Genomic DNA, 16,225 nt, shown 5'->3' with positions numbered 1-16,225 from the left:
ACGGCCCGTTTTGGCTCCCAACGGCCCCCATCGCCCCTTTAAAGGCGCCTATTCGGAGACTTCCGGCCCCCTTTCCGGCAACCCGGCCAGACGGTCCAACCCGGCCAAAACGGCGGCGGAGGCCTGGAGAAATTCGGACAGCCCGGCCCGGGCCGCCTCCCAGGCCCCCCGTTGGCCATCGGCCAGCAGCCGGGCCCCCAGGCTTTCCACGGACCACAGGGCCTGTTGCAGGGCGGCCAGGGATGGGTCTTCCGGCTGTTCCCCTCGCAATTCCCCCACCCGGGCCACCAGCTCGCAGACCGGCCCATCCACCGGAAAGGCTTCCTGGCGCTGCACACATTCCACCATCCGGTCCTGCCACAAATGGTGGCAATGGCGGGCGCGGAAAATATCGTAGAGGCTGGAACGCCAGGCCAGACCGGCCGCCGCCCGCCATTCTTCCGGCAGCCGATAGGCGGCCACCCACTCGGGCACCGCCTCTCCGGCCATGGGACGGCCAATGCCGAAGCCCTGACCCAGGCTGCACCCCATGCTCACCAGCAACATGCCGTGTTCCCGGGTTTCCACCCCCTCCGCCACCACCTCCCGGCCAAAAACCGTGGCGATCTGGTCCACCGCCTGGATGATGGCCGGATCTTCCCGCTGGTCAAACAGGCGACGCACGAACATCTGGTCGATTTTGATGGTGGAAACGGGCAGCTGGCTGAGATAGGCCAGGGAGGAATAACCGGTGCCAAAGTCATCCAGGGAAAAGCTCACCCCCAGGGCCCGGCACCGGTCCATGGTCTGGCGCACCCGGTCGTAATCCTGAAAGGTGGAAGATTCCAGGATTTCGATGTCCAGGGCGTCGGGCCGGGCCTGGGGCACCTCCCCCAGCACCAGGGCGACCCGGTCGGCAAAGTCGGGCAGAAGCAGGTGGCGCCCGGCGATATTGACGCTGACCCGGGTTTTCAGCCCCAGGGTTTCCCAGCGTAGGGACTGGTCCAGGGCTTCCCGCATGGCCCATTCCCCCAGGGCGATCATGAAATCGCTATTTTCCACCGGGGGCAGGAACTGGCCCGGTAGCAACAAGCCCCGCTGGGGATGACGCCAGCGCACCAGGGCTTCGAAACCCACCACCGTGCCCTGGCGCAGATCCACCTTGGGCTGGTAGTAAAGCACCAGTTCCCGGCGTTCCAGGGCGCTTTCCAGGCTATGGAGCATTTCCCGGCGCAGGTGGCGCTTTTTGTCCTGTTCCCCGTCAAACAGGCGGAAATAGCCCCGGGATTCCTGCTTGGCCTGGTGCAGGGCCTCCTGGGCGTGGCGCAGCAGGGCATCCGCGTCATCCGCATCCACAGGCAGGACGGCGATGCCCGCCGAATAGGAAAGATCGTAGCTGTCCCCGTCCAGCACCAGGGGACTGCGGTTGGACTGGAGGATGCGCACAATGCGCTCATCCACGTCGTCCCAGCCCCCCAGGTCTGGGAGAATCAGGGCGAATTCGTCCCCTCCCAGATAGCCCACCATTTCCCCGGTTTGCAGATGGCCGCTCAGGCGTTTGCCCAGGGCCACCAGGAGCCGGTCCCCGAGCAGTTCCCCGTAGCGGGCGTTGATATTGCGGAAATCATCCACATCCAGATAAACCACCGCCAGCCAGCCCCCCTGGTGCCGCACCCGGGCCACGGCCTGACGCAGGGTGGAGGAAAAGAGAATGCTGTTGGGCAGGCCGGTGAGGGGATCGTAATAGGCCACCTGCTCCACCTGGTGCTGCACCTCCCGCTCGTAGGAGCGGCACAGGGCAATGGCGGTGGGCAGACGGGCAAGAATGGGGGTAAAGAGTTCAGCCAGGGAAAGGCGGGTATCGGGCTGCTGGGGGCCGAGCAGCAAAATCACCCCCAGCCCCTCCACCGGCAGGCGCAGAAAAACCCGCTGGGGTCGCCGGGTGGGCAAGCGGGCCAGGAGTTCCGGTGCCTCCTCCAGGCTAGCGGCCCCGATAGCCAGGGCAGCGGGCAGACGCAGGGGCTCCTCCTTCTTCCGGGCCAGGGCATAGTCCCCGATCACCACCTCCACCCGGGCGGCCACCCACTCCTCCCCCACCGGCTCCAGATCAGAGAGGCAAAGGCCCAGGGGAAAACCGGTATGGAAAAGAAGGCGCTGCACGGTCTTGGTAAGCAGGCCGTTCACGCTCACCTGGCTGCCCAGGGTCAGGGCCAGGTCGTAGAGAATGGCCAGGGCCTGCTGGTCGCTTAGGGCTGGAGGCACGGCACCCCCACTAAAGTGGCGTTATGGAACAGGGGATAGCCGCCCCGGGCGGAGGCGCCGATTTCCCCCAGGCTGAGGGCCCCCAGGAGACGGCGATGGCCGGTCAACTGGGCCACCTCCCCGATTTCCTCGGCCATGGCCGCCGAGCCCAGGTGCATGCGCCGCCCGGCGCAGTAAAAGAGCACCAAGGGCTCCGCCGCCATACCCGGCTCCTGGGCCAGATCCCGGGCCAGGGCGGCGGCCGCATCCCCACATTGGCGGGCATCCAGCAGGGTCAGCACCGCATAGGGGGGAATTTCCCCGACGCAGACAATAGCCCCCTTGTCGTCCAGGCCCACGGGAATGCGCACCAGCACCTCCCCGTCCGCCCGCAGAATACCGAAGGGAAAATGAACCGCGTGCTGGTAGAAATTATCCCGGTCGATGGCCACCCCGTATTGCCGGGCCATGATTTCCCGGTAACGCTCCAGGGCCGGTTGCCAGTCGATCTGGACAATCCGATTGCCCTGGGCCGAGGTGGCCGTAATGACCTGCTCCGGCACCCCGTAACAATGTTCCAGGAAGGCCCCCGGATGGCGGGGCAGGAGTTGTAGCAGCACCCCGTCCGCCAGGCAGCGTTCCCCGTCGAACAGGCAGGGCATGGGGGTAAAGCTTTCGCTGCCCCCATTGACCCCGAAATAGCGCACCCGGTCCGCCAGGGCCAGGTACCAGGCATCCAGATGGGTGGAAATATTGGGCACCAGGCCGTCGAAGATACAAAACAGGGCCCCCTCCTCCTCTTCGCCCAGCCCGGACTCCACATAATCGGCCAGCCGGGCCGCCAGGGGTTCCACCGCCTCAGTCCGGGAAACCTGCTCCACCAGCAGGGGGGCGGGCGCCCCCTGGATGCGCAGCAGCACCACCCCTTGGCCCACCAATTCCCGATCCACCAATAGCTGGGGAAACACGCCCCCCGCCAGCACCACCCCGGCCTGGCGGCAGGCCTCCTGGAGCAGGGGCACCCGTTCCCGCTCCCCTTCCGGCACCAAGGCCAGCACATGGAAATCCCCGGCCACCCCGCCGCCCCAGGCGGCCAGGGCAGCCAGCACCGAGGCCTCACTCAGTTGTTCCAGATAGACCCCATCCCGCATCTTTTTTACCCCTTCCCCAATTACCTCATATTCCAGCTTCATGCCATTGTTGCCGAAGCCCCACCCCCGGGACAAGCCCCGGCGGCCCAAGGACGGGGCGCCAGATCATTTCCCGGTGCCCTGCTTCCCCTGCCCGCCCCCTGCGGCGGGATAAGATTTGATCTACGTTAAAGGGCGGACTTCAGAGTTTGCTAATATGAGCCCAGGAGCCCCGGACAACCAGAGGGTTCTTTATAATTTTCCCTAAATTTCACCGTCCTAGTCGCCCATGCACATCGTCGTCTGTATTAAGGAAGTACCCGACAGCGCCCAGATCCGCATCCACCCGGTGACCAACACCATCATGCGCCAGGGCGTCCCTGCCATCATCAATCCCTATGATCTCTTTGCCCTGGAAGAGGCCCTGGGCCTCAAAGACCGGTGGGGCGCCAAGGTCACGGTGATTTCCATGGGACCGCCCCAGGCCGCCGGGGCGTTGAAAAAAGCCCTGTCCTACGGAGCTGACCAGGCGGTGCTGCTCACCGACAAGGCCTTTGCCGGGGCGGACACCCTGGCCACCTCCTACGCCCTGGGGGCCGCCATCCGCAAGCTGGGTGAGACGGAACCGGTGGATCTGGTATTCACCGGCAAACAGACCATCGACGGGGACACGGCCCAGGTGGGTCCGGGCCTCTCCATCCGCCTGGGTGCCCAGCTCCTCACCTACGTTTCCCGCATCCGGGACTTTGCCCCGGCCCAACGCACCCTCACCGTGGAACGGCGGGCCGAAGGGGGGGTACAGGTGCTCACCGCCCCCCTGCCCTGCGTGGTCACCATGCTGGAAGGCAGCAACGAACTGCGTTTCGCCAAAATGCCCGACATGTTCCGGGCCGCCCGCTACGACGTGCCCCTCATGAGCCGGGCCGATGCGGGCATTGAAGACGTCACCAAGGTGGGCCTGAAAGGTTCTCCCACGGTGGTGAATCAGGTCTTCGCCCCGCCCCCCAAGGCGGTGGAACCGGAACAGTTCCCGGGGGAAACCCCGGACAGCCGGGCGGAAGCCTTTGTGGAGCGCCTGTTCAGCCAGCATCCCGAATTGGGGGATGCCATGCTGGAACGGCTCGACGCCCACCCCGCCCCCTAACCCCTAAAATCTGGAAACAACGTTATGAGCGCAACCGCACCGGGGGCTGCCCCCGCCGCGCCCGCCGCCAAGAAGCGCCGGGCCGCTCTCGATCCCAAGTACGCCGATAACCGGGGCGTCTGGGTGCTGGTGGAACATGAACGGGGCCAGGTCCATCCCGTCTCCTGGGAACTCATGGGCCAGGGCCGCAAGCTGGCCGACGCCCTGGAGGTGGAACTGACCGCCATCCTCATCGCCCCCCCGGGGGAAGTGACCCAGGGCTTTTGCCGGGAAGCCTTCGCCTACGGCGCCGACCGCTGCCGTCTGGTGGCCGATCCCCTCCTGGCGGACTACCGCAACCAGCCCTACACCCACGCCCTGACCGAACTGGTGCGCAGCCACAAGCCGGAAATCCTGCTGCTGGGCGCCACCACCCAGGGCCGGGATCTGGCCGGGTCCGTGGCCACCACCCTGGAAACGGGCCTCACCGCCGACTGCACCCGCCTGGAAGTGGATCTGGAAGGCCGCACCCTGCTCTCCTCCCGCCCCACCTTCGGCGGCAGTCTGATGTGCACCATCGTCAATCACAAGACCCGGCCCCAGATGGCCACCGTGCGCCCCCGGGTCATGCCCATGCCGGAACACCGGGAAGGCCGGGAGGGTCCGGTGGAGGTGAGCGCCCTGGGCCTCACCGAGGACCAGATCGCCACCAAGCTGGTGGAATTTATCCCGGATCAGGACCGCAATCAGCCCCAGCTGGCCTTTGCCGATTTCATCGTAGCCGGGGGCCGGGGCCTGGGTTCGGCGGACAATTTCGCCCAGCTCACCGCCCTGGCCCGCACCATCGGCGCCGAGGTGGGGGCCTCCCGGGCCGCCGTCCACGCGGGCTGGGCCGAACCGGAACGCCAGGTGGGCCAGTCAGGAAAGACGGTGCGTCCCAAGCTCTATATCGCCGCCGGCATTTCCGGCGCCGTTCAGCACCGGGTGGGCATGGAAGGCTCAGACCTGGTGCTGGCCATCAACACCGATCCCCTGGCCCCCATTTTCCAGATCGCCAATTACGGTCTGGTGGGCAATGCCCTGGAACTGCTGCCCGCCCTGGAGCGGGCCTTCCAGAAAAAACTCGCCCAGCTGCGGGCGGCCCGCCAGGCCGCCGCCACAGAGCGCCCGGCCAAGACCGGGGAGGGAGATAGCACCCATGCGTGAACAATTTGACGTCATCGTGGTGGGGGCGGGCCCGGCGGGCAACGCCGCCGCCTACACCCTGGCCAAGGCCGGACTTTCCGTCCTGCAACTGGAGCGGGGCGAATACCCGGGCTCCAAGAACGTTCAGGGGGCCATTCTTTACAGCCACGCCCTGGAAAAAATTATCCCGGATTTCCGGGAATCCGCCCCCCTGGAACGGCCCGTGGTGGAACAGCGCATGTGGCTCATGGACGAAGGAAAGTCCTACCTGGGAGCCACCTACCGCAATGAGGACTTTGCCGATCAGCCAGGCCGCTACACCATACTGCGGGCCAAGTTCGACAAATGGTTCTCCGCCAAGGTCCAGGAAGCAGGCGCCCTGCTCATCTGCGAAACCACGGTCAAGGAACTGCTGCGGGACCCTAGCGGCCAGGTCATCGGGGTACGCACGGAACGGGAAGACGGGGACATCTATGCCGACGCGGTGGTGCTGGCGGACGGGGTCAATTCCCTCCTCGCCCAGAACGCGGGCCTGCGCCGGGACATTGCCCCGGAACACGCCGCCCTGGCGGTCAAGGAAACCCTGTTCCTGCCCAAGGAGCAGATCGAGGCCCGCTTCAACATCGGCCCGGGCCAGGGGGTGGTAACGGAAATCGCCGGCAGCATTACGGAAGGCATGTTGGGCACCGGTTTCCTTTACACCAACAAGGATTCCATCTCCATCGGCATCGGCTGCATTCTCTCCGACCTACGCACCCGCCAGCTGCCGCCCTATGTGCTGCTGGAGCGGCTGAAGCAGCATCCGGCGGTACGGCCCCTGATCGCCGGAGCGGAAATGAAGGAATACGCCGCCCACATGATCCCGGAAGGGGGCAGCAAGGCCCTGCCCCAGCTCTATGGGGCCGGCTGGCTGATGGTGGGGGATTCGGCGGGCTTCGTGAACGCCATCCACCGGGAAGGGTCCAATCTGGCCATGACCACCGGCCGTCTGGCCGCCGAAACCCTCATCGCCCTGAAGGGGGCGGGTAAGCCCATGAGCGCCGCCAATCTGGCCGCCTACAAGGAGGCCGTGGATGCCAGCTTCGTCATGGCCGACATGAACAAATACAAGGACGCCCCGGACATGCTCCTGGCCAATCCCCAGTTCCTCGGGGTGTATCCGGGCCTGCTCGACCGGGCGGCCAAGACCCTACTCACGGTGGACGGGGACAGCAAACAGGAAAAGCAACGGCAGATCTGGCAAAGCTTCAAGGAAAAACGTTCCTTCTGGGGCCTGATCGGGGATGCCTACAAATTCTGGAGGGCCTTCAAATGACCACGGAAACCCTGACCCCCACGGTGAATGTGGAAGAAAAGCTGTTCCAAAACCGTTACCGGGTGGATAGCGGCCGCCCCCACATTCACATCAAGAACGCCGCCACCTGCGCTACCTGCGACACCCAGTCCTGCGTCTGGTGCTGCCCGGCGGGCTGCTGGCGCCTGGAAAACGGCAAGGTGGACCTGGTCACGGACGGCTGCCTGGAATGCGGCACCTGCCGGGTGGTCTGCGCCCCCAAGAATGTGGACTGGAACTACCCCCGGGGCGGATTCGGTATACTTTTCAAGTTCGGTTAAGCCCCTTCCCGGCCCCGTCGGGAAGCTGTCCGGGGCAAGCCAGCCCTCCCCGGTGGCGGAATACCGCCCCGGAGCCCCTGGAACGCCCCACCCCTTCAGACAAAACGGCAGGCGCCGGTCCCTTTTCCCGGACCGGCGCCTGCCCATGGCATTCATGGAAAACACCATGCCCCAGACCCTCAATAAAGTCCTTCACGATCCTTTCATTTTTCTCGCCCACGCCGTGCGCCTGGAAGAGGAAGCCGCCGCCGGTTTCAGCGAACTGGCGGATGCCATGGACACCCTGGGCAATCCGGATGCGGCGGAATTTTTTCGGCGCATGGCCGAATTCTCCCGGCGTCACCTGGCCCAGGCCCGGGCCCGGGTGGGGGCCCGCCCCCTGCCGGAACTGGGCCCCATGGAATGGGAATGGCCCGACGGGGCCAGCCCGGAACGGGTGGGCTGGCACGGGGTGGACGGCCTCATGGGAGTAGACGCGGCCCTGGATCTGGCCCTGGAAAGCGAAAACCGGGGCCAACGCTTCTACGCCCAGATCGCCCAAACCACGGACAACGCCAAGATTCGGGCCTGGGCCGAAGAATTCGCCGCGGAAGAAGCGGAACACGTGCGCCTGCTGGAAGAAAAGCTAGCCCGGCTGCTGGGCTAAGCGGCGGATAAGGAAAACGCTCCGGCTCGGGACGCGGGAGGGATAGCCCGGCCTCCGGGCTGACAACGCCAGGAAGTAACCCCGGACGGGAGATCGGCCACCCCACCCAACGCCCCCCTGCCCCCTTTCCCTGGCCACTACACCTCCTTTAGCTTCGCTCCCGGCCATACCTCGGGCGGCATTCTCTCGAGCTTCTGCCTCGCCCCCATCGGCCCGTCCCTTCCGCCCAGCACCCCGACCCAAGCCCTTTCACCGGTCCCCTCCGGTTAGGCCCCGTCCTAAAACCCGCCGGTACACCTCCAGCCCTGATTTTCCCATCCCCGAAACCGCCTCCCCAGGGGAGCATCCCGCCGCCCCGCCGGCGAGGGGCGGAAAGGAAACAAACTGACACAAAAAAAGCTTTTACTTTCCACCGCCGAGGGGCTATCTTGCGCCCCGTTTCATTACCCAGGAGCGTCCTTCGTGGACAGTGATTCTTATCCGAGTAGCAGCCGGCCTCAGGCCGGACCTTGCCCGGCGAACTGACACGCAGGACCGTCCGTTTTCCGCCGGGAGGCGGAAAACGGCATCCCCGATCCACGGTTCTCGCGGATCGACCTTCCGTTTTCCCCGATTCATCCAATCGTAGCAATTGACCGCTAGGCTGCGGCCCTTTGCCCGACCCCTTGTGCCCCACAGGCAACGGTCGGACCCGGCGCCGCGTGTGAGCGTCAGGCAGATGACCGGCCCGGGCCGCCATAATGGCCCCGGGCCCCTTGGGCGCCTGACGCAGGGAAAAAACGGGAGACTCCCATGCAGATCCAGATTCTCAAGCAACTGGCAGGCGTACTGCGCAGCCCTAACCTGGGCCGCCATTTCCGCCGCCTAACCATTTTTGACGCTTTCCGCAGCCCCACCGTTTCCAAGGAAGTGCCCCCTTCCCTGGCCCAGACCCTGGTGTGGGCGTCCCAGGAATCGGTGGAAGGCCTGCTGGCCGACCTGCACACGGCCATGGACGGGCTCACCGATGTGCAGGCGGAAGCCCTGCGGGATCGGTTCGGCCCCAACGCGGTCCAGCAAGAAAAGCCCCTGCCCTGGTGGCGCCATCTCTGGCACTGCTACCAGAACCCCTTCAATCTCCTGCTCACCCTGCTGGCCGCCATTTCCTATTACACAGAGGACATGAAGGCCACCGTGGTCATTTCCCTCATGGTGAGCCTTTCCGTGGTCATCCGCTTCATCCAGGAATTCCGCTCCAACAAGGCGGCGGACAAGCTCAAGGAAATGGTCAGCAACACGGCCACGGTGCTGCGCCGGGATTTGTCGGAAGAGGCCGCTCCCCTCTTCAACCAGTATTACGGCGTCCATCTCCAGGCCAAACCCGCCCATCGCCGGGAATTGCCGATCCGGGAACTGGTGCCCGGGGACGTGGTGCTCCTCTCCGCCGGGGACATGATCCCGGCGGACCTGCGGGTGCTCTCCGCCAAGGATTTGTTCGTCAGCCAGGCGGCCATGACCGGGGAATCCCTGCCGGTGGAAAAATTCGCCGAGGCCAAGCGGGCCAGCACCAACCCGGTGGAACTGGACAATATTCTCTTCATGGGTACCAACGTGGTGAGCGGCTCCGCCCTGGCGGTGGTCATCACCACCGGCAACCGGACCTATTTCGGCGCCCTGGCGGAGCGGGTCACGGCCCAGGATCACACGGTGACCGCCTTCCAGGCCGGGGTGAACAAGGTGAGCTGGCTGCTGGTGCGCTTCATGCTGGTGATGACCCCCCTGGTGCTGCTCATTAACGGATTCACCAAGGGAGACTGGCTGGAAGCCTTCCTCTTCTCCCTGTCCATCGCCGTGGGCCTGACCCCGGAAATGCTACCCATGATCGTCACCTCCACCCTGGCCAAGGGGGCGGTGCTCCTGTCCCGGAAAAAGGTCATCGTCAAACGCCTGGACGCCATCCAGAACTTTGGCGCCATGGACATTCTCTGCACGGATAAAACCGGCACCCTGACCCAGGACCACATTTTCCTGGAGCGCCATACGGACGCCTTCGGCCAGGAATCGGACGCGGTGCTGGAATACGCCTACCTGAACAGCTATTACCAAACCGGCCTGAAAAACCTCCTGGACGTGGCGGTGCTGGACCATGTGGAAGTGCATCGGGAATTGAACGTTTCCGGCACCTACCGCAAGGTGGATGAAATCCCCTTCGATTTCTCCCGGCGCCGCATGTCCGTGGTGGTGGCGGAACACGATGAACACCATCTGCTCATCTGCAAGGGGGCGGTGGAGGAAATTCTTTCCGTTTGCAGCCGGGTGCGCCACGGGGAGGAAACGGAAACCCTGACCCCGGAACTCCTGGCCCAGCTCCGGGCCGTCACCGCCGACCTGAACGAGGACGGCCTGCGGGTGGTGGCCGTGGCCGGTCGAGAACTGCCCCCCACCCAGGACACCTACGGGGTGGCGGATGAAAAGGAGCTGGAACTCCTGGGATACATCGCCTTCCTGGACCCCCCCAAGGAAACCACCGCCCCTGCCATCACCGCCCTGAACGACCACGGGGTAGCGGTCAAGGTGCTCACCGGGGACAACGAGCTGGTCACCAGCAAAATCTGCCGGGAAGTGGATATGCCCATTACCGGCATTCTCCTGGGGGCCGAAGTGGAAGACCTGGATGACCAGGCCCTGGGCCTGCGGGCGGAGCAAGCCAATGTTTTCGCCAAACTCACCCCGGCCCACAAGGAACGCATTGTCCGGGCCCTGCGCCAACGGGGCCACGTGGTGGGCTTCATGGGAGACGGCATCAACGACGCCCCGGCCCTGCGGGCGGCGGACATCGGCATTTCCGTGGATACGGCGGTGGATATCGCCAAGGAAGCGGCGGACATCATTCTCCTGGAAAAGAGCCTGATGGTCCTGGAAGAAGGGGTGGTGGAAGGGCGCAAGACCTTCGCCAATATGCTCAAGTACATCAAGATGACCGCCAGTTCCAACTTCGGCAACGTCTTTTCCGTCCTGGTGGCCAGCGCCTTCCTGCCCTTCCTGCCCATGCTGCCCCTCCAGCTCCTGGTGCAGAACCTGCTCTATGACTTCTCCCAGGTGGCCATTCCCTTCGACAATGTGGACCCGGAACAGGTGGCCCGGCCCCAGCACTGGAACCCCACGGACCTGGGCCGCTTCATGGCCTTTTTCGGGCCGGTGAGCTCGGTGTTCGACATTCTCACCTTTGCCCTCATGTGGTTCGCCTTCGGCGCCAACGGGCCGGAACACCAAAGCCTGTTCCAATCCGGCTGGTTCGTGGAAGGCCTCCTCTCCCAAACCCTGATCGTGCACATGATCCGCACCCGGCGCATTCCCTTCCTGCAAAGCCGGGCGGGCTGGCCCCTGCTGTTGGCCACCCTGGCCATCATGATCCTGGGCATTGTCATGGTCATGGGCCCCTATGCCCACTACTTCAAGCTGGAAGCCCTGCCCCTGGCCTACTTCGGCGCCCTGGCCGCCATTTTGCTGGGCTATATGGGCCTCACCCAGTGGATGAAAGGCTTCTACAGCCGCCGCTACGGCTGGCAATAAACCCATAGCGTCCCGCCGCCCCGCTCCCCCCAGGCGCGGGGTGGCGGCTTGCCAAGGGCAGCCGCTTCAGGCCTACTAGCCCCATGACCGCCCCCGCTTCCCCGCCAGCTCCCCCCTTTCCCCCTGCCCCCCTAAACCAACCGATCTGGGGCGTGGTCCTGGCCGGAGGCCTGGGGCGTCGTTACGGCGGGGCGGACAAGGGACTCCAATGTCTGGGGGGTGTGCCCCTGGCCCGGCGGGTGGCCCTAACCCTGGCGCCTCAGGTCAGCGCCCTGGCCATCAACGCCAACCGGCATCCGGACATCTACGGGGCCTGGGGCTACCCGGTTTTTGGCGACCAGCGCCCGGATTATCCCGGCCCCCTGGCCGGACTGCTGGAAGCCCTGGGCCGCTCCCCCTACCCCTGGGTGGCCGCCGCCCCCTGCGACACCCCCTTTCTGCCTCCGGATCTGGTGGCCCGTCTGGCCCAGGCCTTGGCGGAAAACCCGGGAGAGGTGGCGGCGGTCCGCAGCGGCGGCCGGGAGCATCCCCTCTGCTGCCTCTGCTCCACCACCCTGGCCGCCCCCCTGGGGGCCTATCTGGATGGGGGGGGCCAGCGGGTGTTGGCCTGGCTGGCCAGCCGGGCTACCCGCTGGGTGGAATTTCCCGACCCGGAGAATTTCCGCAATCTGAATACCCCGGCGGACCTGGCGGCTGCGGACCTGGGCAAGGGGCAGTAAAAGCCTAACGGCATAGCCAGGAAGCCCGCCATCAGGCCCCCGGGCCCCGGAAATTGGCCCAGCATAAGCATAAAGGCTGGCACCCGTCCGGGAAACGGCTACAATCCTAGCTCTTAGTATTAGAACTTACGGCCATGATCGTTCCCTACCCTTTTCTGCGTCCTTTGCTGAACGTGAATCTGGCCTGGGCCGGCGTGGACCTGGCGCTTTTTCCTGAAGATTTCCCCGATGGGGAACTGGCCGCCACGGGCATCACCCACCTGGCCCAACACAATCGCAGCCTGCCCCACCCCCTCACCCTGCCCTGGCTGATGCCCGGGGATCGGGAAATCTACGCCCGCAATTCCATCGCCACCCAACTGCCGGTGGAACAGCTCATCCTCACCCTGCCGGACGGGGATCTGGACCAGGATCTGAGCTTTCTCCGCCATCCGGGTTTCCGTATCGCCGCCCAGGCGGACAGCAACGCCACCCTGAATCACCTGATCCAGCGCAAGGCGGACTGGGCCGTGCTGGACGCCCGCCAGGCCCGTGACCAGGTCTCCCCCCTGGAACTGGCCCGGGCCAAGGAAGCGGGGCTGGTGCTGGTGGCCCGTCAGGTGCGCAACAACGATCTGCTGGCCTGGTGCGGTGCCCGGGGCTTCAACCTGGTCAGCAACGAATTTCTCTTCCGTCCGGACGAGGTGGACGGCACGGTGCCGGACCCGGCCAAGCTGCGGCTCCTGAAAATTCTCTCCCTCATCGTCCAGGACGCGGATACCCGGGAACTGGAAGAACTGTTCAAGCAGGAAGCCAAGCTTTCCTACAACCTGCTGCGTCTGGTGAATTCCGTTTCCCTGGGGGTAACCACCCGCATTTCCAGCTTCGGCCAGGCCATCACCCTCCTGGGCCGGCGCCAGCTGCAACGCTGGCTGCAACTGCTCATCTACGCCCACCAGTTCAGCGAAGAGCAACAGCCCAACCCCCTCATGCAACAGGCCGCCCTGCGGGGCGCCCTGATGGAGCGGCTGGCCATGGCTGCCGCCCCGGATAAGGCGGAGGACCGGGATTTCCGGGACTGCGCCTACATGGTGGGGGCCTTCTCCCTGCTCAACATTCTCCTGCACCTATCCATGAGCGACATTCTCGCCGCCCTGCCCCTCACCGACGAGGTCCAGGGCGCCCTGGCCGCCCACGCCGGCCAGCTGGGCCATCTGCTCGCCATTCTGGAACATGGGGACCGGGGAGAATTCGCCCTGGCCGTACCCCTGCTGGAAACGGAAGGCATTTCCCCCACGGTCTTCGGCGCCCTGCAAATCGATGCCTTGGCCTGGGCCGGGCAGGTAGCCTTGGCCTAAGCCGCTCCATGTCCCGTTCTCCCTCCTCCCTCCCCCGCCCCGCCGCTCCATGCCAGGGTCCGGGACGGGCCCTTTTTCCCCTGTCCTGACATTCACCCACCCATGGCCCCCGAACGCGATCAAGTCCTGGCCCCTCCCTGGGAAGGGGGGGCAACGGATTTTGAACTGGCCACCCAGCTCTGCCACGCCCTGCTACTGGGGGACACCCCCCTGCCCCTGGCCCGGATCAACCAACTCTGCCGTTCCACCCTGGCCAGCCAGGAGGGTTTTCTCCTGGCCTTCAGTGGCGACCCGGCCCTGGACCATCCCCTGGCGGATTTAGCCCCGGAACGGCGGGAATGGTGGGCCGCCCGGCTCACCGAGGTGCGCCAACGGCCCACCCCCCTGCTGGCGGCGGACCATCTGGTGGCGCCTCTACGCTACCAGGACCGGCTTCTGGGCATCCTGGCGGTGGCGGGCAAACCCGGGGGCTATTCGGACTTCGATCAGCGCCGCTTTGGCGATCTGGCCGCCCTTCTGGCAGGCAGCCTGCACGTGCGGGAAACCCTGCGCCAGCGCCAGGGGGACCTGACCAATGCGGCCCGCAAAATGCGCCAGCAGCAGGAAATCCTGGACCGCATCCACGATTCGGTCATCACCATGGATCTGGCGGGCTATATCACCAGCTGGAACCGGGGAGCGGAAAGCCTGTTCGGCTACACCGGGGAAGAAGCGGTGGGGCGGCACATCCTCTTCCTCTACGCGGATGAGGAAACCAAAACCCTGGAGGCGGAGGACGACCTGTTCTACAACGCCTTCATGGAAAACGGCAGCCGCTCCTTTGAGGTGCGGCGGCGCAAGAAGTCCGGGGAAATATTCTGGGCCAGCATCACCCTTTCCCTGTCCCGGGACGAAAGCGGCACCCCGGTGGGCCTGATCGGCTATCTGGTGGATATTACGGATCAGCTGGCGGCGGAAGAAAAACTCCGGCTCCAGGCCAAGATTTTTGAACAAAACAGCGAGGCGGTGCTGGTCACGGACCGGGAACACCGGGTGCTCTCCGCCAACCGGGCCTTCACCCGCATCACCGGTTTCACGGAAGATCAGGTCCGGGGCCAGATTCCCGGCCCCTGGCGGCTGGCGGAGGAAGACCCGGAAAGCGTCGGGGAAATCGCCCGGGCCCTGGCAGCGGAAGGCTGCTGGCACGGGGAATTGCGGGACCAGCGGGCCAACGGGGAGACCTATCCGGCCTGGGTGTCCATCAGCGCCGTGGACAATGGCCAGGGAGAATTGAGCCACTATTTCCTGGTCTTTTCCGACATTTCGGAGCGCAAGGAGGCGGAGCGGCAAATCCACCGTCTGGCCTATTACGACGCTCTCACCGGCCTGCCCAACCGGGCCCTGCTCTATTCCCTGCTCGAACAGTCCCTGGCGGAGGCCCACCGGCGTAAGGAATTCGGCGCCGTCCTTTTCCTCGACCTGGACCGGTTCAAAGCCATTAACGATTCCTTCGGCCACAGCTTGGCCGACTCCCTGCTGAAGGAAGTGGGCCGCCGCCTGTCTTCCGCCCTGCGGGACGAGGACATGGTGGCCCGCCTGGGGGGAGACGAATTCGTCATCGCCCTGTTCGACATCGTGCGCCGGGAAGACGCCCTGGTGGTGGCCCAGAAGCTGCTCCATGCCCTGGACGCCCCCTTCACCCTGGAACGCAATGAAATCTCCCTGCGGGCCAGCATCGGCATCGCCATTTTCCCGGAAGACGGGCGGGATGCGGAATCCCTCATCCGCAATGCGGATACGGCCATGTACCGGGCCAAGCAAAGCGGTGGCGGCCAGCTCTTTTATTCCCAGGAAATGAATCTGCGCTCCTTCGAGCGCCTGAAGCTGGAAAACAGCCTACGTCAGGCCCTGGAAAAGCAGCAGTTCCAGCTCTACTACCAGCCCCAGGTGGATATCGCCAGCGGCCGCATTGTGGGGGCGGAAGCCCTGATCCGCTGGCAGCATCCGGAACAGGGGCTGGTGTCTCCGGCGGAATTCATTCCCCTGGCGGAGGAAACCGGGCTCATTTCCCGCCTCGGGGAATGGGTGATCCGCGCCGCCTGCGCCCAAAGCCAGGCTTGGCGGGCCAAGGGCCACGACGATCTGACCATCGCGGTCAATGTGTCCCCCCGCCAATTCCGCCCCGATCTGCCCCCCTTCATTGCCGAGCAGCTCCGGGCCCACGGCCTGGATGGCCGGCACCTGGAAATCGAAATCACCGAGGGCATGCTCATGCATCACTCGGAGGCCACCCTGGAACTCATGCACCACTTCCAGAAAATCGGCGTGCGCCTGGCCCTGGACGATTTCGGTACCGGCTATTCCTCCCTCTCCTACCTGAAGCGTTTCCCCATCGACAACCTGAAAATCGACCAGTCCTTTGTCCGGGGCATTCCCGCCGATCCCAACGACACGGCCATTGCCCGGGCCATTATCAGCATGGCCAAAAACCTGCGTCTGACGGTCATTGCGGAAGGGGTGGAAAGTCCGGAACAGCTGGCCTTCCTGCGCCACGCGGGCTGCGATGAAATCCAGGGCTACCTGTTCAGCCCGGCCCTGCCCCCGGAAGATTTTCTCCGCCTGCTGGAAACCACCAACCAGCAGCATCTGCCCGGCTGAAACCGGTACCGGACCAGCCCCGGCCAGGGGCGGGTCAGGGGCAACCCAGCGCCAGGGGGCGT

11 protein-coding genes are annotated in these 16,225 nt (G+C 65.2%); 9 read left to right on the top strand and 2 right to left on the bottom strand.

Annotation, left to right across the window (positions count from 1 at the left end; all coding sequences use genetic code 11):
• Positions 1 to 48: 48 nt before the first annotated feature.
• Together Azoinq_RS12815 and Azoinq_RS12810 are read right to left on the bottom strand one after the other, a co-directional pair.
• Entirely contained in the window at positions 49 to 2,241 is a 2,193-nt protein-coding gene (locus tag Azoinq_RS12815) for a putative bifunctional diguanylate cyclase/phosphodiesterase (protein WP_216128499.1), read from the bottom strand.
• On the bottom strand, positions 2,226 to 3,413 hold the full coding sequence (locus Azoinq_RS12810; RefSeq protein WP_232368490.1) for an FIST signal transduction protein: 1,188 nt from the start codon (positions 3,411 to 3,413) through the stop codon (positions 2,226 to 2,228). The genes Azoinq_RS12815 and Azoinq_RS12810 overlap by 16 nt, the downstream gene beginning before the upstream one ends.
• 226 nt (positions 3,414 to 3,639) lie before the next feature.
• On the opposite strand from Azoinq_RS12810, the gene Azoinq_RS12805 reads away from it, so the two are divergent.
• The 9 genes from Azoinq_RS12805 (at position 3,640) to Azoinq_RS12765 (ending at position 16,163) form a co-directional block, all read left to right on the top strand.
• On the top strand, positions 3,640 to 4,494 hold the full coding sequence (locus Azoinq_RS12805) for an electron transfer flavoprotein subunit beta/FixA family protein (protein ID WP_216128500.1): 855 nt from the start codon (positions 3,640 to 3,642) through the stop codon (positions 4,492 to 4,494).
• 24 nt (positions 4,495 to 4,518) lie between these two features.
• On the top strand, positions 4,519 to 5,679 hold the full coding sequence (locus tag Azoinq_RS12800) for an electron transfer flavoprotein subunit alpha/FixB family protein (RefSeq protein ID WP_216128502.1): 1,161 nt from the start codon (positions 4,519 to 4,521) through the stop codon (positions 5,677 to 5,679).
• On the top strand, positions 5,672 to 6,973 hold the full coding sequence (locus Azoinq_RS12795; RefSeq protein WP_216128504.1) for an FAD-dependent oxidoreductase: 1,302 nt from the start codon (positions 5,672 to 5,674) through the stop codon (positions 6,971 to 6,973). The genes Azoinq_RS12800 and Azoinq_RS12795 overlap by 8 nt, the downstream gene beginning before the upstream one ends.
• Positions 6,970 to 7,272, top strand: a complete 303-nt coding sequence (locus Azoinq_RS12790) for a ferredoxin family protein (RefSeq protein ID WP_216128506.1) — start codon at positions 6,970 to 6,972, stop codon at positions 7,270 to 7,272. Before Azoinq_RS12795 ends, Azoinq_RS12790 begins: the two co-directional genes overlap by 4 nt.
• Before the next feature lie 145 nt (positions 7,273 to 7,417).
• Complete coding sequence (locus Azoinq_RS12785) at positions 7,418 to 7,918, top strand: ferritin-like domain-containing protein (protein ID WP_232368489.1); 501 nt, start codon at positions 7,418 to 7,420, stop codon at positions 7,916 to 7,918.
• Positions 7,919 to 8,710: 792 nt separating this feature from the next.
• Positions 8,711 to 11,470: a magnesium-translocating P-type ATPase gene (gene mgtA, locus Azoinq_RS12780; RefSeq protein WP_216128508.1), complete on the top strand. Its 2,760-nt coding sequence runs from the start codon at positions 8,711 to 8,713 to the stop codon at positions 11,468 to 11,470.
• An 83-nt stretch (positions 11,471 to 11,553) separates the two neighbouring features.
• On the top strand, positions 11,554 to 12,189 hold the full coding sequence (mobA, locus tag Azoinq_RS12775) for a molybdenum cofactor guanylyltransferase MobA (RefSeq protein WP_216128510.1): 636 nt from the start codon (positions 11,554 to 11,556) through the stop codon (positions 12,187 to 12,189).
• Between the two features lie 134 nt (positions 12,190 to 12,323).
• A complete protein-coding gene (locus tag Azoinq_RS12770) occupies positions 12,324 to 13,526 on the top strand; it encodes an EAL and HDOD domain-containing protein (protein ID WP_216128512.1) in 1,203 nt (400 codons plus the stop codon).
• A 102-nt stretch (positions 13,527 to 13,628) separates the two neighbouring features.
• Positions 13,629 to 16,163 (top strand): putative bifunctional diguanylate cyclase/phosphodiesterase, encoded by a 2,535-nt coding sequence (locus Azoinq_RS12765; protein WP_216128514.1) that lies wholly within the window; start codon positions 13,629 to 13,631, stop codon positions 16,161 to 16,163.
• Positions 16,164 to 16,225 lie beyond the last annotated feature (62 nt).

The sequence above is a fragment of the Azospira inquinata genome, assembly GCF_018905915.1.
Classification (GTDB): domain Bacteria; phylum Pseudomonadota; class Gammaproteobacteria; order Burkholderiales; family Rhodocyclaceae; genus Azospira; species Azospira inquinata.
Note: the sequence above shows the minus strand (reverse complement) of the source record. Positions and strands in the feature narration are given on the sequence as shown.